This window comes from Delftia sp. HK171, assembly GCF_001886655.1.
Lineage (GTDB): Bacteria > Pseudomonadota > Gammaproteobacteria > Burkholderiales > Burkholderiaceae_C > Comamonas > Comamonas acidovorans.
In genome coordinates this window covers 1,442,774-1,461,054 of record NZ_CP018101.1, presented here as the reverse complement: position 1 = coordinate 1,461,054, position 18,281 = coordinate 1,442,774, and the positions used below count along the sequence as shown (strand labels likewise).

16 protein-coding genes are annotated in these 18,281 nt (G+C 67.5%); 3 read left to right on the top strand and 13 right to left on the bottom strand.

What is annotated here, in order from left to right:
- Positions 1 to 159 precede the first annotated feature (159 nt).
- Positions 160 to 1,275, top strand: coding sequence for an SPFH and helix-turn-helix domain-containing protein (locus BO996_RS06615; RefSeq protein ID WP_071957043.1), 1,116 nt, complete (start codon positions 160 to 162; stop codon positions 1,273 to 1,275).
- Between the two features lie 73 nt (positions 1,276 to 1,348).
- The gene (locus tag BO996_RS06610) at positions 1,349 to 2,524 is read left to right on the top strand and encodes a zinc ribbon domain-containing protein (protein ID WP_071954327.1); all 1,176 of its coding nucleotides are present in this window, start codon (positions 1,349 to 1,351) and stop codon (positions 2,522 to 2,524) included.
- Positions 2,525 to 2,536: 12 nt separating this feature from the next.
- Here the strand turns inward: BO996_RS06610 and BO996_RS06605 are convergent, their stop codons facing one another.
- The 6 genes from BO996_RS06605 to BO996_RS06580 form a co-directional block, all read right to left on the bottom strand.
- A complete protein-coding gene (locus BO996_RS06605; RefSeq protein WP_071954326.1) occupies positions 2,537 to 3,652 on the bottom strand; it encodes a TIGR03364 family FAD-dependent oxidoreductase in 1,116 nt (371 codons plus the stop codon).
- A gap of 32 nt (positions 3,653 to 3,684) precedes the next feature.
- Positions 3,685 to 5,457, bottom strand: a complete 1,773-nt coding sequence (locus tag BO996_RS06600) for a putative 2-aminoethylphosphonate ABC transporter permease subunit (RefSeq protein ID WP_071954325.1) — start codon at positions 5,455 to 5,457, stop codon at positions 3,685 to 3,687.
- Positions 5,454 to 6,527 (bottom strand): ABC transporter ATP-binding protein, encoded by a 1,074-nt coding sequence (locus BO996_RS06595; RefSeq protein WP_071954324.1) that lies wholly within the window; start codon positions 6,525 to 6,527, stop codon positions 5,454 to 5,456. Before BO996_RS06595 ends, BO996_RS06600 begins: the two co-directional genes overlap by 4 nt.
- A gap of 14 nt (positions 6,528 to 6,541) precedes the next feature.
- Positions 6,542 to 7,585 (bottom strand): putative 2-aminoethylphosphonate ABC transporter substrate-binding protein, encoded by a 1,044-nt coding sequence (locus tag BO996_RS06590; protein ID WP_071954323.1) that lies wholly within the window; start codon positions 7,583 to 7,585, stop codon positions 6,542 to 6,544.
- A 162-nt stretch (positions 7,586 to 7,747) separates the two neighbouring features.
- On the bottom strand, positions 7,748 to 8,488 hold the full coding sequence (locus tag BO996_RS06585) for a GntR family transcriptional regulator (RefSeq protein ID WP_071954322.1): 741 nt from the start codon (positions 8,486 to 8,488) through the stop codon (positions 7,748 to 7,750).
- 10 nt (positions 8,489 to 8,498) lie between these two features.
- Complete coding sequence (locus BO996_RS06580; RefSeq protein ID WP_071954321.1) at positions 8,499 to 9,950, bottom strand: NCS1 family nucleobase:cation symporter-1; 1,452 nt, start codon at positions 9,948 to 9,950, stop codon at positions 8,499 to 8,501.
- A gap of 210 nt (positions 9,951 to 10,160) precedes the next feature.
- Between BO996_RS06580 and BO996_RS06575 the strand changes: the two genes are divergently transcribed.
- On the top strand, positions 10,161 to 11,042 hold the full coding sequence (locus BO996_RS06575; protein ID WP_071954320.1) for a LysR substrate-binding domain-containing protein: 882 nt from the start codon (positions 10,161 to 10,163) through the stop codon (positions 11,040 to 11,042).
- A gap of 6 nt (positions 11,043 to 11,048) precedes the next feature.
- Here the strand turns inward: BO996_RS06575 and rfbC are convergent, their stop codons facing one another.
- The 7 genes from rfbC to lnt all read right to left on the bottom strand — a co-directional run bounded on the left by rfbC (position 11,049) and on the right by lnt (position 18,223).
- The gene (gene rfbC / locus BO996_RS06570; protein ID WP_065345362.1) at positions 11,049 to 11,597 is read right to left on the bottom strand and encodes a dTDP-4-dehydrorhamnose 3,5-epimerase; all 549 of its coding nucleotides are present in this window, start codon (positions 11,595 to 11,597) and stop codon (positions 11,049 to 11,051) included.
- Entirely contained in the window at positions 11,594 to 12,484 is an 891-nt protein-coding gene (rfbA, locus tag BO996_RS06565; RefSeq protein WP_071954319.1) for a glucose-1-phosphate thymidylyltransferase RfbA, read from the bottom strand. The genes rfbC and rfbA overlap by 4 nt, the downstream gene beginning before the upstream one ends.
- A 41-nt stretch (positions 12,485 to 12,525) precedes the next feature.
- Positions 12,526 to 13,428 carry a dTDP-4-dehydrorhamnose reductase gene (gene rfbD / locus BO996_RS06560; RefSeq protein WP_071954318.1) on the bottom strand — a complete coding sequence of 301 codons (903 nt, stop codon included), beginning with the start codon at positions 13,426 to 13,428 and terminating at the stop codon, positions 12,526 to 12,528.
- Positions 13,425 to 14,495: a dTDP-glucose 4,6-dehydratase gene (gene rfbB, locus BO996_RS06555; protein WP_071954317.1), complete on the bottom strand. Its 1,071-nt coding sequence runs from the start codon at positions 14,493 to 14,495 to the stop codon at positions 13,425 to 13,427. Before rfbB ends, rfbD begins: the two co-directional genes overlap by 4 nt.
- A 164-nt stretch (positions 14,496 to 14,659) precedes the next feature.
- Positions 14,660 to 15,883, bottom strand: a complete 1,224-nt coding sequence (gene fabB / locus BO996_RS06550; protein ID WP_071954316.1) for a beta-ketoacyl-ACP synthase I — start codon at positions 15,881 to 15,883, stop codon at positions 14,660 to 14,662.
- The gene (gene fabA, locus BO996_RS06545) at positions 15,880 to 16,404 is read right to left on the bottom strand and encodes a bifunctional 3-hydroxydecanoyl-ACP dehydratase/trans-2-decenoyl-ACP isomerase (protein WP_012203203.1); all 525 of its coding nucleotides are present in this window, start codon (positions 16,402 to 16,404) and stop codon (positions 15,880 to 15,882) included. Before fabA ends, fabB begins: the two co-directional genes overlap by 4 nt.
- Before the next feature lie 178 nt (positions 16,405 to 16,582).
- Positions 16,583 to 18,223, bottom strand: coding sequence for an apolipoprotein N-acyltransferase (gene lnt / locus BO996_RS06540; RefSeq protein ID WP_083571123.1), 1,641 nt, complete (start codon positions 18,221 to 18,223; stop codon positions 16,583 to 16,585).
- Positions 18,224 to 18,281 lie beyond the last annotated feature (58 nt).

Genomic DNA, 18,281 nt, shown 5'->3' with positions numbered 1-18,281 from the left:
CGAAGACCCGAAAACCCGCCTTGCACGACGCATCCGGATCATTTTTTGACAATTCACCGGGGCAGCGGCCGGTGGCCGTTCTCCCCGCCGCCATGCACGCCGCCTAGAATGGCCCATTGACCTTTTTTGTCGTGGACCAACACCGTTTCGGAGCCTGCCATGAACCTGATGAACATCATCACCAAGCAACTGATAGAGATCATCGAGTGGACCGATGACTCGCGCGACACGCTCTCCTACCGCTGGCCCGACGACGACAAGGAAATCAAGAACGGCGCCCAGCTCATCGTGCGCGAGTCGCAGCAGGTGCAGTTCGTCTCGGCCGGCCAGTACGCCGACCTGTTCAGCCCCGGCAAGCACACGCTGACCACGCAGAACATTCCCATCCTGTCCACCATCCAGGGCTGGAAGTACGGCTTCAACTCGCCGTTCAAGTGCGATGTCTACTTCATCAACACGCGCCTGTTCACGGGCAACAAGTGGGGCACCTCCAACCCCGTGATGGTGCGCGACAAGGACTTCGGCGCCGTGCGCCTGCGCGCCTTCGGCACCTATGACTTCCGCATCGTCGAGCCGGCCAAGTTCCTCAAGGAAGTGGCGGGCACGGACCAGAACTTCCGCATCGACGAGTTCGCCGACACCATGCGCTCGCGCATCATCAGCGTGTTCACCGAGTCGCTGGCCAAGGCCCAGGTGCCCGTGCTGGACGTGGCCCAGCGCTATGGCGAGCTGGGCGATGCGCTGCTGCCGCTGATCAACCCGGCCATGACGGACAAGTACGGCCTGGAGATCACCAGCTTCGTGCTGGAGAACGTGTCCGTGCCGCCCGAGGTGGAGCAGGCCATCGACAAGCGCTCCAGCATGACGGCCATCGGCAACCTCAACGACTACGTCAAATACCAGATGGGCCAGGCCATGACCACGGGCGGCGAAGGCGCTGCCGCAGCCACCCTGCCCGCCACCATGGCCATGGGTTTCGGCATGGCGCAGGAGATGATGAAGAGCATGCAAAACGGCGGTGGCAGTGGCGCACCGGCCGGCCAGGGCCAGGCGTCCGATCCGTTCTCGCCCGCTGCCGCACAGGCGGCCCAGGCCCCCGCAGCGCCTGCCGCCGGTGGACTGCAGGTGCTGACCCCGGCGCAGGCGGCCCAGGTGCTGGGTGTGAGCGAGGCCGATGTGCTGGCCGAGATCCAGGCCGGCAACCTCAAGGCACGCCAGATCGGCAGCCAGTGGCGCATTGCGCAAGCCGCACTCGATGACTTCCTGCGCGGCTGACATTTCCGTGGTTTGACCCTTTGCGGCGCCAGGCCCTGCCTGGCGCCGCGTCCCGTTTTCCAGGACCGATGCCGTGAGCGCGCCCTCCTCCAGTTCCTCCAGCACCTCGACTTCCCCCGCCTCCGGTTCCTGGGAGGCCGCAGCCGCCGCGCCCGCCATGGTGCGCAAGCACCCCTGCCCCGAATGCGGCGCCAACCTCGAATGGAATGCCCAGGCCCAGGCGCTCAAGTGCCCGTACTGCGGCACCACGGTGCCCTGGAGCGAGGAAACGCGCGAGGAACTGGGCTGCGATGTGGTCGAGCAGGACCTGGCCGAGGCGCTGCGCAACCCCAAGTCCGGCCGGGGCTGGGGCACGGAGGACCGCTACGAGGTCCAGTGCCAGAACTGCCGCGCGATCTCGGTCTTCGTGAACCGCACCGTGGCCCAGCGCTGCGACTTCTGCGGCTCGCCCTCCATCGTCGCCCATGAGGAGCAGGGCGATGCCATCACGCCGCAGAGCATCCTGCCCTTCAAGATCAGCGACGGCCAGATCCGCGACCGCATCCGCCAGTGGTATGGCAGCCGCTGGTTCGCGCCCAACCGCCTGAAGTCCGCGGCGCTGACCGACACGCTGCACGGTGTCTACCTGCCCTACTGGACCTTCGACGCCCACGCCAGCGCCGACTGGCAGGCCGAGGCGGGCTTCTACTACTACACCACCGAGTCCTACCGCGACAGCAACGGCAACGTGCAGACGCGCCAGGTGCGCCATGTGCGCTGGGAGCCGGCCTCGGGCAGCCTCACCCATTTCTTCGACGACGAGCTGGTGCCCGGCACCGTGGGCGTGCACGCCAACCTGCTGCGCCAGGTGGAGCCCTTTCCCACGACCACCGACCTCAAGCCCTACACGCCCGAGTTCGTGCGCGGATGGACCGTGGAGCGCTACCAGATCGACCTGGGCAAGGCCGCCCAGGTCAACGTGCAGGACATGGACGAGCAGCTGCGCGCCCTGTGCGCGCGCCAGGTGCCCGGCGACACCTACCGCAACCTGCAGATGCAGCGCGAGTACCAGGGCCGCACCTTCAAACACATCCTCGTGCCGGTCTGGCTGGTGGGCTACACCTACGGCAGCAAGACCTTCCAGATCATCGCCAACGGCTACACGGGCCAGATCGCGGGCGAGCGCCCCTACAGCGCCCTCAAGATCACGCTGGCCGTGCTGGCCACGATCATGGTGCTGGCGCTGCTGTGGGTGATGTTCGGCAAGTAGGCCGGCTGCCGCTCACCACGCGCTCCAGACCTCTTCGGCAAGCCCGAAGGCAGTGCTCGCGCCGGAACCTCCGGTGACCGCCACCACGCGCGTGGCCTCGTCGGGCGCATGCACCACGCAGGGCGCGTCCTGCGCACTCGGGTAGACGCCCACCCAGCGCTCCACCACCTGCGCATCGCGCAGGTTCAGGGCCTCGTTCATGTGGCGCAGCATCAGCCGGTCCACGGCTTCGCTGGCAAAGGGTTGGGGCGCTGCGCCGTAGTGGTGGGAATCGCCCACCACCAGGCTGCCATCAGCGCTTTGCACGGCGATCAGGTGGATGCCGTGGGCCAGGCTTTCGCCCTCCTCCCGCTCCAGCTCGGCGCGCAGCGCGGCGGCTTCGGGCAGGGCGCTGTAGCCCTCGTATCTGACCATGCTCAGGTCACCCATGACCGAGCCCTTGAGCCGAAAGCCCGGCTGCGGCCGCACGCGCAGCATCTGCAGCTGGCACAGCTGGATGCGGTGCGGCGCCCACAGGCCGGCGAACAGGCCGCCCGGGTCGGCGTTGTTGCAGACCACCACGCGCTCGCCGTGGTAGCTGGCGCGCGTGCTGCGCACCCGGGGCGCGGCCACGTCGAGCACGGCCTCGCCAAAGCGGAAATCCACTCCCATGGCCTGCTCCAGCCACTGCGCCAACCTGGGAATGGCTGTGCGCGACTCCACGCGCAGTTCATGCGGGCTGTAGAGCACGGCGGACAAATCCCCGGTACGCAGTGCAGGATGGCGTTCGGCGGCCTGGGCCGGCGTGAGCAGCTCGCAGCGCTCGCCCATGGAGGTGCTCAGGAAGGCATGGAGCACGGCCTCAGCGCTGGGGCGGCGCGCCGTCAGCCACAGGCCGCGGTGCACGACCTCGATGCCGGCCTGCGGCGCGATCTCGGCCCAGGTGTCGCGCGAGCGCATGGCACGCCGCCAGTGGGCCCCGGCCTGCTGCCCCGTGACGGTCACAAAGCCGAAGTTGCGGATGGAGGCGGAGATGCAGGCCGCGTCGCGCTCGATGACAAGCACGCTGCGGCCACGGCGCGCAGCCGCATAGGCGTGGGCCAGGCCGACAATGCCGGCCCCCACCACGATCAGGTCGTAGTTCTTCATGGGAAAAAACGGAGGAAGGAAGAGAGAAGGGATCAGCGCTGGCGCCAGCGCTGCGTGCGCCGCTGCACCCAGGCATCCAGCGCCGCGATCAGCAGCCGGCCCGTGGCGGCGGTGGCAAAGATCAGCGTGGCCATGGCGGCGGCGGGCGCGGTGTCGCCCGCGTCGTCCATGGCCAGCACGGCCACCGAGGCCAGCGTGGTCTCGGGCGAGTAGAGGAACACCACGGCCGACACCGTGGTCATGGCGTTGACGAAGAAGTAACCGGCCACCTGCATCACTACGGGCATGCACACCGGCAGGTGCACGCGCCACAGCAGCGTCCAGAAGGCCACGCCCAGGGAATCGGCCACGCGCTCGTATTCGGCATCGAGCTGCTGCAGCGCGGCCAGTTGCGTGATGTGCGCCACCGAGAAGAAATGCGCCACCGAACACAGCACCAGGATGGCCATGCTGCCGTACAGGAAGTGCAGCGGATTGCCCTGGGCATTGAAGAACAGGATGTAGCCCAGGCCCAGCGCCAGCCCCGGCACGGCCATGGGCAGCGTGGCCACGGCATGCAGCCACTGGCGCGTGCGTGCCCAGCGCTGGGGCTTGGCCACCAGGTAGGCGGTCACAAAACTCAGCACCGCCCCCACCACCGCCGTGGCCAGCGCCATGGACAGCGAGTTGCCATAGCTGGCCCAGCCGCCGCCGTCCATCATGTCGAAGCGGTAGTTCTTGAACGTCAGCGTGAGGTTGTAGGGCCAGTAGCTGACCAGGGAGGCCAGCACGGCCGTGCCCATGACGGCCAGCAGCGCCAGCGCCACCAGCGCGCAGTACGCAAGCAGCGCGCGGTCCAGCGGCGCATGGGGCTGGGGCACCAGCGGCACGGAGCGCACGCCCATGGTCGCCGCCTGACGCGCACGCAAATGGCGCTCTGCCGCAAAGGCCAGGCCCGCAGGCACCAGCAGCAGCATGGCCACCACGGCACCCATGGACAGCTTTTGCTGGCCTATGACCTGCTTGTAGATATCGGTGGCCAGCATGGCCGTGTTGCCGCCAATGACCTTGGGCACGCCGAAGTCGGTCACCACGAGCACGAAGACCACGATCCAGGAAATCATCAGCCCGTAGCGGCTGGCCGGCAGCGTGACCTGGCGGAAGCTGCGCCAGCGGCTGGCGCCCAGCGTGGCGGCCGCCTCGTACAGGCGCGCATCGCCCGAGGCCAGCGTGGTGCACAGGATCATCAGCGCATGCGGAAAGGTCCAGAGCACCGAGCCCACGATGATGCCGAAGGGCCCGTAGGCCGAGCCCCCCTGCAGCCAGCCCTTGAGCAGGCCCTGGCTGCCGAACAGGTAGATCAGGCTGATGGCCATGAGCAGCGAGGGCGCCAGCAGCGGCACCAGGGCCAGGCCCCGGAACCAGCGCGCCAGCGGCATGCAGCTGCGCACCACGCCATAGGCATAGACATAGGCCAGCAGCACGCAGACCGTGCTGCTCACGGCCGACAGCCACAGGCTGTTGAACAGCGATTGCACCACGCCCGGCATGCGCGCATAGGTGATGAACTGGGCCAGGCCCGTGAAGCGGCCCGCATCGTCCCAGAAACTTCTGCCCAGCAGGCTGGCGACCGGCAGGGCGATGGTGGCCAGCAGCCAGGCCAGTGCGCCCAGCACCAGGGCGCCCAGCCACCAGCGCTCCCAGCCTGCGCTGCGCCCCCGCGGACGCGCGGGCCCTGCAGGCGCGCTGCGGCGGGCGGGAACGGAGCGGTCCACCGGCACGGGCACGGGCACGGAAATGGCCGTGTCCATGGGATGCGCGCTCATGCGGCCTTCCTCGCATCGGGCGCCGCCAGCGGCTGCAGCGCAGCGGCGGGCAGCTCCATCAGCACCTCGCCCTGCAGCCATTCGGGCAGGCCCACGTCGTGACGCAGGGGCCACTGGGCGTCAACCTGGCATTGCAGCGTGGGGCTGAACAGGCGCACCAGGGCCATCGATCCCAGGAAGGAGGTCTCCACCACGCGGGCGCGGAACAGGTTGGCCAATGCCGTGGGCTGGGCCGGGTGCAGCACCACGCTCTCGGGCCGCACGCCCACCAGCAGGGCAGCGCCAGGCTCGAAACCGGCCAGCGCGCAGCGCAGGCTGGCTTCGCCGATGCGCACCTGGTCCGCCGATTCGGCCGTGGCCGGCAGCAGGTTCATGCGGCCCACGAAGCCGGCCGCGAACTGGCTCACGGGCCGGGCATAGAGCTGCTCGGGCGAGCCCTGCTGCTCGATGCGGCCCTGGTGCATGAGCACCACGCGGTCGGCCATGGACAAGGCCTCTTCCTGGTCGTGCGTGACCATGATGGAGGCGATGCCCAGCTGGCGCTGCAGCTGGCGGATCTCGCTGCGCAGCTCGGTGCGCACCTGGGCATCGAGCGCGGACAGCGGCTCGTCGAGCAGCAGCAGGCGCGGCCGGGGCGCCAGCGCGCGGGCCAGGGCCACGCGCTGCTGCTGGCCGCCCGACAGCTGGGCCGGGTAGCGCTGGGCCTGCGCGCCCAGGCCCACCAGGGACAGCATCTCGGCCACACGCTCGCGCGCCTGCGCCGCAGGCTGCCCGTTCAGCCCGAAGGCCACGTTCTGCGCGGCCGTGAGATTGGGAAACAGCGCATAGCTCTGGAACACCACGCCAAAGCCACGGCGTGCGGCCGGCCAGCGCGTGATGTCATCGCCCTGGAACAGCACCCTGCCCTCGTCAGGCATGTCGATGCCGCAGACGATGCGCAGCAGCGTGGTCTTGCCGCAGCCCGAAGGGCCGAGCAGGCTGACGAACTCGCCCGCCTCCACGTTCAGGTCAATGCCGCGCAGCACCTGCTGCTCGCGGTAGCGCTTGGCGATATGGTCTATGCGCAGCATGGCGTGGCTCCGGCTTACTTTTTCTCTGCCTTGGCTTCGTAGCGGCGGCTCCACTCGGCCAGGATGCGGTCGCGGTTATCGGCGGCCCAGTTGAAATCGTTCTTCGCCAACCGCTTTTCCAGATCGGCAGGAATGAACTCCAGCTTCTCCTGCGCCTCGGGCAAGGCCAGCACGGCGAAGTTGGCGGCGTACAGCTTGTTGGCCTCTGGCGTGACGGCCCAGTCGGCCAGCGCCTTGGCGGCTTCCTGCTTCTTGCTGGTCTTGAGGATGGCCGTGGCCTCCACGTCCCAGCCCAGGCCTTCCTGCGGGAAGACGATGTCGATGGGCGCGCCGTCCTTCCTGGTCTTGCTGGCGCGGTACTCGAAGCTCAGGCCCACGGGAAACTCGCCGGCCCCCGCCTGGCGGCAGGGCTTGGAGCCGCTGTGCGTGTACACGCCCATGTTCTGGTGCAGGCCGTCCATGTAGGCCCAGCCCTTTTCCTCGCCCATGATCTGCAGCCAGGCCGCGACCATCAGGTAGCCCGTGCCGCTGGAGGCCGGGTGGGGCATGGTGATCGTGCCCTTGAACTCGGGCCTGACCAGGTCGGCCCAGCTGGCGGGCACCGGCAGCTTGCGCTTGCCGGCCTCCACGGTATTGAAGCAGATGGCCGAGGACCACAGGTCCATGCCCACCCAGGTCGGCTGGGCACGCGGATCGCGCATGTTGGCGCGCACCTTGTCCAGGCCCTTGGGTGCATAGGGCTGGAGCATGCCCTGCTTGTCCAGCAGCATCAGCGAGGTGGCGGCCACGCCCCAGATCACGTCGGCCTGGGGGTTGGCCTTCTCGGCCAGCAGGCGGGCCGTGATGATGCCCGTGCTGTCACGCACGAACTTGAGCTCGATCTCGGGATGGGCCTTCTCGAAGCCGCTCTTGTAGGCTTTGATCTGGTCGGCTTCCAGCGCGCTGTAGACCAGCAGCTCGGTCTTGGCCGCGTGGGCCAGGGTGGCGAAGGAGGCGACGGTCAGCGCCGCAGAGGCAATGGCGAGGCGGCGGCCCAGGGAGGCAAGGGTGTGGCGCATGGCGTGGCAGTTCCGTTGTGGGTTCGTGGACAGGTGGCAGGTTCACCACCTCTGACACCCACTTTAGGAAGCGCAGGTGAAACGCCCGTGTCACACAACGGAAATTTGGCGAAGCGGGTATTGGCGGATTTGGGTGCCCCACCCATCGCCCACCCCGTCTCTTCAGCCGCGCGGCTTGCCCCTGCCTGTGCGCGTTGCCTGGGCCGCCTGGGGCTGCAGCGCATCCAGTAGCCGGTCCTGCAGGCGCGCGCGGTGGGCGAGGTTCTCATCCAGCCGCGCGGCCAGCGCGTCGATGTGCTCGCGCATCAGTTGCTCGGCGCGCGCCATATCGCCGGCCGCCAGCGCATCGACGATGGCCTCGTGGTCGGCATTCGAGTGCTGGGCCTCGGTCTGCGACTGGTACAGCGCAGACACCAGGGTGGTGCGCGCCGAGAGGTCGGCCATCATGGCCGTGAGAAAGCGGTTGCCCATCTGCTCGGCCAGGCAGACGTGGAAGTCGGCCAGCAGCACGCTGCGCTGGCCGGCGTTGTCGGCCTCTGCGATGGCGCCGCGCTCCTGTGCCACATGCTCGCGCAGCGTGCGTATGGCCGCCTGCAGCGGCCGGCCCGCGTCGCGCAGCATGCCGGACTCCAGCACGCGGCGCGCGGCATAGGTTTCCTGGGCTTCCTCGAACGAGGGCTCGACCACGTACCAGCCCTGGCGCGAGCGCACCTCGACGAAGCCGCGCGCCTGCAGCTGCATCAGCGCCTCGCGCACCATGGTGCGGCTCACGCCGAAGACCTCGGCCAGTTCCTTTTCGCCCAGGCGTTCGCCAGGGCGCAGCTTGCGCTCGACGATGGAGCGCATGACGCGCTCGGCAATCAAGGCCGGCCCGGTGGCCGGCGCATCCTGCGGCTCGGACATGGCGGCTTCCTCAGGCCGCGGCCGGAATGCGGCGCGGGCGCAGCGTGGCCATCACCCAGTACACGCTGCCGCCGATCAGCACGCCGAAGAACCAGCCGTAGGTGCCCCACCAGACCGGCAGCAGGCTGGTGAAGTTGGGCAGGATGGTGGAGAACACGCTGCCGATGCCGGTGGCGATGAGCGCGTTGACGTTCCAGCCGCCCTCGTAGCGGTATTCGCCATGTTCGTCATACAGCGCGGCCACGTTGATGTTGCCCTTGGCCACCAGGTAGTAGTCCACCAGGATGATGCCCAGCAGCGGCCCCATGGTGGCGCCGATGGCGTTCACGAAGTGGGCAGCGCCGCCCTCCCATGGTGCAAAGGGGTAGAGAGCCAGGGCGATCAGTGCGGCGATGTATCCGCCGCGCTTGAAGTCGATGCGCTTGGGAAACACGTTGGAAATATCGAAGGCCGCCGAGACGAAGTTGGCCACCACGTTGATGCCCAGCGTGGCCACGGCAAAGGTGACGGCGGCCAGCAGGGCCAGCACCCAGCTGTCGAACTTGGCCGAGATCTGCTCGGGATGCAGCAGCACCTCGCCATAGACCTTGAAGGCCGCAATCGTGGTGATGCCGGCCACCAGCGAGAAAGCGATCAGATTCACGGGCAGGCCCCAGAGGTTGCCCTTGGCGACCGCTTCCTTGTTCTTCGCATAGCGCGAGAAGTCGCAGAAGTTCAGGTACAGCGCCGCAAAGTAGGTGATCCAGGTCGCGCCCACGGCCATCAGCGCCCAGAAGCTGCCCGGCGCGCCGCTCACCCCCGCATCCTTGGTCTTGTCCAGCAGCACGTCCATGGGAATGCCGTGGTCGAAGCTGAAGCCGCCGGCCTTCACGCACAGGCCGATGGCCAGCACCAGCATGGCGATCCACACGGCAGGCCCGGCCCAGTCCTGGAATCGCCGCACGGTCTCCATGCCCCTTTGGATGATCAGCAGCTGCAAGGCCCAGATGACCACGTAGCAGATCACCTCCAGCCCCGAATGGCCCAGCCAGTGCGTGGTCTGGTGGAAGGACAGCAGGGCGTCATTGCGCACCATCAGCGCCACCATGGCGCCCGAGGCGGCCGCCGTCTGCGCGCCATACCAGAAGCAGGCCACGACGGCGCGCACCAGCGCCGCCAGATTCGCACCCCAAACCCCGAACGAGGCACGCGCCAGCACCGGATAGGGCACGCCGGTCTTCTCGCCCGCATAGCCCACCAGGTTCATCAGAAAAAAGATGACCAGGGAACTGATGCCGATGGCGATCAGAAAATTGACGAAGCTGCCGCACAGCAGAAACAGGCTGGCCGCCAGGTAGTAGCCCCAGAGGCTGTGCACGTCCGAAGTCCAGACGTTGAAGATGCTGAAGGCGCCCCAGCGGCGGTCCCTGGTGGGCGCCAAGTCTTCGTTGTAGAGACCTGGCGAGGGGTTGCGGATGTCCATTGATGCGCTCCTTGACCACGAGTAATCACTGACACAAGACCAGCCGAAACCCATGATCAGCTGGCACACAAACTGGCACGCAAACTGGTATGCAAGAAGTGTGCCTTTGAGCGCAGGAGTTTTTTCCCGGGACATACCCGGCCACCGCAGGCCTTCAGGCTGCGGCGACATGGTGAAATATGGAGCCGCCCCCCTGCCTCCAACCCCGCCATGTTCGTCACGCAGCTCAAGTCCTTTTTCTGGGTCGCCCGCCTTGGCAGCATCACGCAAGCCGCGCGCCAGCTCGCACTGAGCCAGCCCACCGTGACCACCCAGATCCGCGCGCTGGAAGAGCACTACGGCGTGGAGCTGTTCCATCGCCAGGGCGGACGGCTGTCCATCACCGATGCCGGCTTGCGCCTGCTGCCCCAGGTCGAGCAATTGCTGCTGCAGACCATCCAGCTGGAGTCGGCGCTGCGCCATTCGGGCGATGCCAGCCAGGGCCAGCTGCGGATAGGCGCGACGGCGCCCTACTACGTGCTGGACATCGTCAAGCGCTACCAGCGGCGCTTCGAGCGGGTGGAAGTGGCCATCGTGGGCGGCAACTCGCGCCAGATGGTGCAGGCGCTGGTGGACTACCAGGTGGACCTGGCGACCTCATCGCACCTGGAGAGCGATCCGCGCCTGCTGCGCGTGGAGCTGGGCCAGGACCCGTTGGCCCTGCTGGTGCACTGCAGCCACCGGCTGGCGCAGCGCACCATGGTGCAGGCGTCCGATCTGGTGCACGACACGCTGATCCTGCGCGAGCGCGGCTCCATGACGCGCCAGCTCACCGAACAAATGCTGGCCGCCGCCGGCCTGGCACCGCGCCACATCATGGAAATCGCCAGCCGCGAAGCCATCCGCGAGGCCGTGATCCGCGACATGGGCATCAGCGTCTTCGCCCGGCATGAAGCCTCGGCCCACCCCGACATCGTCGTCCTGCCCTTCGCAGGCCCCGTGCCGCGCCTGCCCGAATACCTGTACTGCCTGCGCGAACGCCGCCAGGCCCGGCTGATCGCCGGCTTTCTGCAAGAGGCCGTGCCGGGCGGGGTGCTGCCGGACCAGATGTGAACCGGCTCAGGCCAGCTCGGCATCCGCCAGCAGCGGCTGCTTGAGATCCTTGTCCGACAGCGACATCTCCACATCGAGCTGCGGCCACTGCACACCGATGGCCGGATCGTCCCAGGCAATGCCGCGATCGGCCTGGGGCGCGTAGAAGGCCGTGGCCTTGTAGAGGAAGTCGGCGCTGTCGCTGAGCACCACGAAGCCGTGGGCAAAGCCTGGGGGCACCCACAGCTGGCGGTGGTTGTCTTCCGTCAGCTCGGCGCCCACCCACTGGCCGAAGGTCGGCGAGCCCTTGCGGATGTCCACGGCCACGTCGAACACGGCGCCGCGCACCACGCGCACGAGCTTGCCCTGGGCATGGGGCGGCAGCTGGTAGTGCAGGCCGCGCAACACGCCTTTCTTGCTGCGGCTGTGGTTGTCCTGCACGAACTGGTGGTCCGTTCCCGTGGCCTGGTTGAAGGCCTGCTGGTTGAAGCTTTCGAGGAAGAAGCCGCGATCGTCGCCAAACACCTTGGGCTCGATCAGCATCACCTCGGGGATGGCCAGGGGTGTTGCCTTCATGCGTGCACCTTTTCCTTGAGGATCTGCAGCAGGTACTGGCCGTAGCCATTCTTGGCCAAGGCCTGGCCCAGCGTCTCGAGCTGGGCGCGATCTATCCAGCCCTGGCGGAAGGCGATCTCCTCGGGGCATGACACCTTCAGGCCCTGGCGCTGCTGCAGCGTGGCGATGAACTGGCCTGCCTCCAGCAGGCTGTCGTGCGTGCCCGTGTCCAGCCAGGCATAGCCACGGCCCATGAGCTCCACATTGAGCTGGCCCTTGTCCAGGTACAGGCGGTTGAGGTCGGTGATTTCCAGCTCGCCGCGCGCCGAGGGCTTGATGGACTTGGCCAGCTCAACGACCTGGTTGTCGTAGAAATACAGGCCCGTGACCGCGTAGTTGCTCCTGGGCTGCTTGGGCTTTTCCTCCAGGGAAAGGACCCGGCCGTGGGCATCGAACTCGGCCACGCCATAGCGTTCCGGGTCCTGCACATGGTAGGCAAACACCGTGGCGCCTTCGCTGCGCGCGTCAGCGCGTTCGAGCAGGCGGGGGAAATCGTGTCCGTAGTAGATGTTGTCACCCAGCACCAGGGCGCTGGGGGCGCCGGCCAGGAAGTCTTCGGCGATCAAAAAGGCCTGGGCCAGGCCATCCGGGCTGGGCTGGACGGCGTACTCCAGCTTCAGGCCCCACTGCGAGCCGTCGCCCAGCAACTGCTCGAAGCGCGGCGTGTCCTGCGGGGTGCTGATCACGAGGATTTCGCGGATGCCCGCGAGCATGAGGGCGCTCAGCGGGTAGTAGATCATCGGCTTGTCGTAGACCGGCAGCAGTTGCTTGCTGATGGCCAGCGTGGCCGGGTGCAGGCGGGTGCCGGAGCCGCCAGCGAGGATGATGCCTTTGCGTTGCGCGTTCATGGGGTGGGTCCTGTCGTTCGTGCTGAGTCGCGAGACCGCGCTCAGATGATTTCCTGCAGCATGCGGTCCACGCCGGCCTGCCAGTGGGGCAGGCGCAGGCCGAAGGTCTGCTGCAGCCGCTCGGTGTTCAGCCGGGAATTGTGCGGACGCTGCGCCGGGGTGGGAAAGGCGCTGGTGGGCACGGCAGCTATGCGCTGCACCTTCCAGGGCCGGTCGGGCGCGAGTTCGCGGGTGCGGGCGATCACGTGGCTGGCATAGGCGTGCCAGGTGGTCTCGCCACCGGCCACCAGGTGATACAGGCCCTGGTCGCCGGGTTGGCGCTGCAGCTGGCGAATGGCATGGGCCGTGACGTCGGCGATGAGGTCCGCGCCCGTCGGTGCGCCCCATTGGTCGTCGATCACGCTCAGCGCCTCGCGCTCCTGGGCCAGGCGCAGCATGGTCTTGGCGAAGTTGCCGCCGCGCGCCGCATAGACCCAGCTGGTGCGAAAGATCAGGTGGCGGCAGCCCGAAGCCTGGATCAGCTGCTCGCCTTCGAGCTTGCTGCTGCCATAGACGGACAGCGGCGCCGTGGCCTCGGTCTCCGTGCGCGCGGCGCTGCCGCTGCCGTCGAAGACGTAGTCCGTGCTGTAGTGCACCAGCAGCGCACCGGTCTGCGCCGCCTCGCGGGCCAGCACCTGGGGTGCCAGCGCGTTGAGCAGCCGCGCCTGGTCAGGCTCGCTTTCGGCCTTGTCCACGGCCGTGTGGGCCGCGGCATTGACGATGACATCGGGACGCAGAGCGCGCACGGTGCGTGCAAGCTCATCGAGGCGCGAGAGATCGCCGCACAGGCCCTGGCCACCGGCGTCGCCCTGGCGGTCCAGCGCAATCAGTTCGCCCAGTGGAGCCAGGCTGCGCTGCAGCTCCCAGCCCACCTGGCCATTGCGGCCCAGCAGCAGCAGCTTCATGCGCCGTCTCCGTCGGTGTACTGGCGGCTGACCCATTCGCGGTAGGCGCCGGACTGCACATCAGCCACCCATTCGGGGTTGTCCAGGTACCACTGCACGGTCTTGCGGATGCCGGTCTCGAAGGTCTCGGCAGGTTTCCAGCCCAGTTCGCGCTCGAGCTTGCGCGCGTCGATGGCATAGCGCCGATCATGGCCGGGCCGGTCCTTCACATAGGTGATCTGTGCGCTGTAGCTGGTGCCATCGGCCTTGGGGCGCAGCTCGTCGAGCAGCGCGCAGACCGTGTTCACGATCTCGACGTTGGGCTTCTCGTTCCAGCCGCCCACGTTGTAGGTGTCGCCCAGCCTGCCGGCCTCCAGCACGCGGCGGATGGCGCTGCAGTGGTCGCGCACATAGAGCCAGTCGCGCACCTGCATGCCGTCGCCATAGATGGGCAGCGGCTTGCCGGCCAGGGCGTTGACGATCATCAGCGGGATCAGCTTCTCGGGGAAGTGCAGCGGGCCGTAGTTGTTGCTGCAGTTGGTCGTCAGCACGGGCAGGCCGTAGGTGTGATGCCAGGCGCGCACCAGGTGGTCGCTGGCGGCCTTGCTGGCCGAGTACGGGCTGTTGGGCTCGTAGAGGTGGTCTTCGGTGAAGGCCGGTGCCGCAGGCGCCAGGCTGCCATAGACCTCGTCCGTGGAGACATGCAGGAAGCGGAAAGCCGCCTTGGCCTCGGCATCCAGCGCGCTCCAGTAGCCACGCACGGCTTCGAGCAGGCGGAAGGTGCCGACCACGTTGGTCTGGATGAAGTCCTCGGGGCCATGGATGGAGCGGTCCACATGGCTCTCGGCCGCGAAGTTGACCACGGCGCGCGGCCTGTGCTCGGCCAGCAGTCGGGCCAGGGTCTGGCCGTCGCCGATGTCGGCCTGCACGAAGACATGGCGCGCATCGCCTTGCAGGCTCTCCAGGCTTTTGAGGTTGCCGGCGTAGGTGAGCTTGTCCACGTTGAGCACCGGCTCATCGCCGGCAGCCAGCCAGTCCAGCACGAAATTGGCGCCGATGAAGCCAGCGCCGCCTGTGACAAGAATCATGGTTCAACCTTGCAAAATTTCATTGTTCTTGGGGCGGGGATCCGGCAGCAGCATGGGGTGCAGCCTCCCGCGCGACCTGGGCATTGTCGGCGCTCACCAGTAAAAAAGCCCGCAGGAGGCGGGCTTTTTCCTTCAGGACACGCCTTTTACACACCAGGGCGTGTTCACTGGCCCTGCCAGCGGCGCAGCACCAGCGAGGCGTTCGTGCCGCCAAAGCCGAAGCTGTTGGACAGCACGGTGTTCAACTGGGCATCGCGCGTGCGGGTGACCAGGGGCATGTCGCCCAGTGCCGGATCGGGCGTGTCCACGTTGACCGAGCCTGCGATGAAGCCCTTGTTCATCATGATCATGCAGTAGATGGCTTCCTGCACGCCGGTCGCGCCCAGCGAGTGGCCGGTCAGCGACTTGGTGGAGGAGAACGGCGGCACCTGGTCGCCGAACAGCGCGCGCATGGCGCGCACTTCCTGCATGTCGCCCACAGGCGTGGAGGTGCCGTGGGTGTTGATGTAGTCCACACCGCCGTCGATGCCTTCAAGGGCCTGCTGCATGCAGGCGATGGCGCCGTCGCCCGAGGGCGCGACCATGTCCTCGCCATCGCTGGTGGCGCCAAAACCCACGACTTCGGCCAGGATGTTCGCACCCCGGGCCTGGGCGTGCTCCAGGCTTTCCAGCACCACGGCACCGCCGCCGCCTGCGATCACGAAACCGTCGCGGTTGGCGTCATAGGCGCGCGAAGCCTTTTCGGGCTGGTCGTTGTGCTTGCTGGACATGGCACCCATGCCGTCGAACAGCAGGGCCATGCCCCAGGACAGCTCTTCGCCGCCACCGGCAAACATCACGTCCTGCATGCCCCAGGCAATCTGCTGTGCCGCAGCACCGATGCAGTGCGCCGAGGTGGAGCAGGCCGAGGTGATGGAGTAGTTGATGCCCTTGACCTTGAAATTGGTCGCCAGGCAGGCAGACACCGTGGAGCTCATGCAGCGCGTGACCTGGTAGGGACCGACGCGGCGAATGCCCTTCTCGCGCAATGTGTCAGCCGCCTCGATCTGGTTGGCCGGCGAGCCGCCGCCCGAGCCCATGATCAGGCCCGTGCGCGGATGGCTGACTTGCTCGGGAGCCAGGCCGGCCTGGGCGATGGCATCTTCCAGCGCGATCTGCGCATAGGCAGCGGCATCGCCCATGAAGCGCAGCTGCTTGCGATCGATCCGTGCCTCGACGTCGATCTCCGGCACACCGGCCACCTGGCTGCGCATGCCCAGTTCGGTGAACTTCGGCATGGCCTTGATGCCCGTGCGGCCCTCGCGCAGCGAGGTCTCCACGGTATCGAGGTCGTTGCCGATGCACGAGACAATGCCCGCGCCGGTGATGACTACGCGACGTTTGGTCATGCTGCCGTTCCCTGGCCTTCACCCTCGCGCAGGAACAGACCCACGCGCAGGTCATTGGCCACGTAGATTTCCTTGCCATCGGCCAGCAGGCGTGCATCGCCGATGGCCATGTTGAGCTTGCGCTTGATCACGCGCTTGATGTTGATTTCGTAGGTCACCAGCTTGACGTCAGGACCCACTTCGCCCGTGAACTTGACCTCGCCGGCGCCCAGGGCGCGGCCACGGCCAGGAAGGCGCAGCCAGGTCAGGTAAAAGCCGATCAACTGCCACATGGCGTCCAGGCCCAGGCAGCCGGGCATGACGGGATCGCCCCGAAAATGGCAGTCGAAGAACCAGAGATCAGGCTTGATGTCGAGTTCGGCGACGATCTTGCCCAGGCCGTGGGCGCCACCATCGGTGTCGATGTGCGTGATGCGGTCGAACATCAACATGGGAGGCAGGGGAAGACGTCCGCTGTCTGCGGAAAACAGCTTGCCTTCGCCCGAAGCGATCAGTTGCTCATACGAAAAAGAATCGGCCATTGTCTAACTTGCTCCACGGCGGCACTGACGCCACCTCTATCTCTGAATGGGTGCGGCCCGCAGCGGACCATGCAGCCGCGCATTATCGGGGTTGAACGTTGCCAGACTGCAACAAAACCCCGAGGCCGCATCAAAACTCTGCCACAAAAGCCACGCCGACCCAGGTCGCGGGCCTTGGCTACAGCCCCTGGACCGGCCGCTTGCGGCGCCTGATCCACGCCACCGCCAGCACCGCCAAGGCAGCCAGGCACAGCGGCACCAGACCTGCCGCGTGCACCCAGCGCGCGAATGGCGTCAAGGCCTCACGCCCCTGCACGCTCGCCTGCAGCACGGCGCGCTCGTAAGGCACCAGCGCCTGCGTGACCACACCCCGGTGGTCGATGGCAACCGTGGCGCCGGTGTTGGTGGCGCGCAGCATGGGGCGCTCGAATTCCAGCGCGCGCATGCGGCTGATGGCCAGATGCTGGTCGATGGCCACGCTGTCGCCAAACCATCCGATGTTGCTGAAATTCACCAGCACCGTCGGCGCCGTCGCCGCGTTGCCGAAATGCGCACCCAGCTCCTCGCCAAACAAATCCTCGTAACAGATGTTGGGCGACAGACGCTCGCCGGCCCAGGCCATGGAGGGCTGGCCCAGCGCGCCGCGGTTGAAGTCGCCCAGCGGTATGTTCATCATTTGCGTGAACCAGCGGAACAGCGGCGGGATGAACTCGCCAAAGGGCACCAGATGGTGCTTGTCGTATTGGTAGTCCTGGATCTGGCCGGGCTGCCAGCCCACGACCGAGTTCGTGTAGCCGGCCTCTTCCGACCCCAGGGGAATGCCCAGCAGCGCTGCCTGCCGGCCGTCCTTCTTCAGATACGGTTCGCGCAGCAGGTCCAGGTATTCCTCGGGCAGTTGCTGGGGCAGCAGGGGTACGGCCGTCTCAGGCGCCACGACCAGTTGCGCGGTGGCCGAGCGCAGCTCGCGCCCGTACCAGCCCAGCGCCAGCGGAATGCCGCTGCCGGCCTCGAATTTCTCATCCTGCGGGATATTGCCCTGCAGCAAGGCCACGCTCAGCGCCGGCCGTTCGGCCGACGGTGCATTGATGGCGGCATCGCGAAGCCACCACAGCCCGCCCCAGGCCAGGACCAGTGCCGCTGCAGTGACCACCAGGCGGACGGGCCGGAGACGCTGTCTGTCCAGCAAGGCAGCCAGCCCATATGCCAGCCAGGCCGCCACGGCGCCCGTGCCATAGATGCCAATCCAGCGCGGCAGCACGGACAAGGGGCCTTCCACATGGGCATAACCGCCCGCGCCCCAGGGAAAGCCGGTCCACAGCCAGCCACGCGCCAGCTCGGCCAGCAGCCAGACGGCGGAAAACAGCAGCGCGCCACCCGCCGCACCAGCAGGGCGCAGCCTTTGCCAACCCCAGGCGGCCACCGCGTAGTAGCTGCCCAGAAACGCCGCAAGCGCCAGCACGGCGGCAACGGCCAGCGGCGCAGGCAGGCCGCCATAGACATGCATGGAGATGAACAGCCACCAGAAGGTGGCCACCAGCCAGGCCGTGGCGAACAGCATGGCACGCCCTGCCGCCTGGACCGGACGCTGCGCCGTCTGCAGGGCGCGCGCCAGCACGGCCAGCGACAGAATCTGCAGCCACCACAGCGGGCGGCCATAGCCGCCGATGAGGCTCAGCGGCCCGTCGCCTTGCCCGCGCGCCCAGGGCCAGGCCAGCGACAGGGCCTGCGCTGCACCGGCCACAAGCAGCAGCACGCCATGGGCGAACCGGCCCATGCGCCGGCCGTCTTGCGAGAAAGCGGAAGAACTGGACAGGGGCATCGGCCGGTTGTGCGCAAAAAGAGGTAGGTCTCGGGTGAGAGAGGTCCAGCCAAGGGCA

Bases quoted from the DNA above. Each gene is read 5' to 3' on its own strand.
- BO996_RS06595 (WP_071954324.1), bottom strand. From the start codon at position 6,527: ATGCTGCGCATAGACCATATCGCCAAGCGCTACCGCGAGCAGCAGGTG.
- BO996_RS06590 (WP_071954323.1), bottom strand. From the start codon at position 7,585: ATGCGCCACACCCTTGCCTCCCTGGGCCGCCGCCTCGCCATTGCCTCT.
- fabA (WP_012203203.1), bottom strand. From the start codon at position 16,404: ATGGCCGATTCTTTTTCGTATGAGCAACTGATCGCTTCGGGCGAAGGC.
- rfbD (WP_071954318.1), bottom strand. From the start codon at position 13,428: ATGAAGCTGCTGCTGCTGGGCCGCAATGGCCAGGTGGGCTGGGAGCTG.
- BO996_RS06580 (WP_071954321.1), bottom strand. From the start codon at position 9,950: ATGGACATCCGCAACCCCTCGCCAGGTCTCTACAACGAAGACTTGGCG.
- BO996_RS06585 (WP_071954322.1), bottom strand. From the start codon at position 8,488: ATGTCCGAGCCGCAGGATGCGCCGGCCACCGGGCCGGCCTTGATTGCC.
- rfbA (WP_071954319.1), bottom strand. From the start codon at position 12,484: ATGAACGCGCAACGCAAAGGCATCATCCTCGCTGGCGGCTCCGGCACC.
- rfbB (WP_071954317.1), bottom strand. From the start codon at position 14,495: ATGATTCTTGTCACAGGCGGCGCTGGCTTCATCGGCGCCAATTTCGTG.
- BO996_RS06575 (WP_071954320.1), top strand. From the start codon at position 10,161: ATGTTCGTCACGCAGCTCAAGTCCTTTTTCTGGGTCGCCCGCCTTGGC.
- fabB (WP_071954316.1), bottom strand. From the start codon at position 15,883: ATGACCAAACGTCGCGTAGTCATCACCGGCGCGGGCATTGTCTCGTGC.
- BO996_RS06600 (WP_071954325.1), bottom strand. From the start codon at position 5,457: ATGAGCGCGCATCCCATGGACACGGCCATTTCCGTGCCCGTGCCCGTG.
- BO996_RS06605 (WP_071954326.1), bottom strand. From the start codon at position 3,652: ATGAAGAACTACGACCTGATCGTGGTGGGGGCCGGCATTGTCGGCCTG.
- BO996_RS06615 (WP_071957043.1), top strand. From the start codon at position 160: ATGAACCTGATGAACATCATCACCAAGCAACTGATAGAGATCATCGAG.
- rfbC (WP_065345362.1), bottom strand. From the start codon at position 11,597: ATGAAGGCAACACCCCTGGCCATCCCCGAGGTGATGCTGATCGAGCCC.
- lnt (WP_083571123.1), bottom strand. From the start codon at position 18,223: ATGCCCCTGTCCAGTTCTTCCGCTTTCTCGCAAGACGGCCGGCGCATG.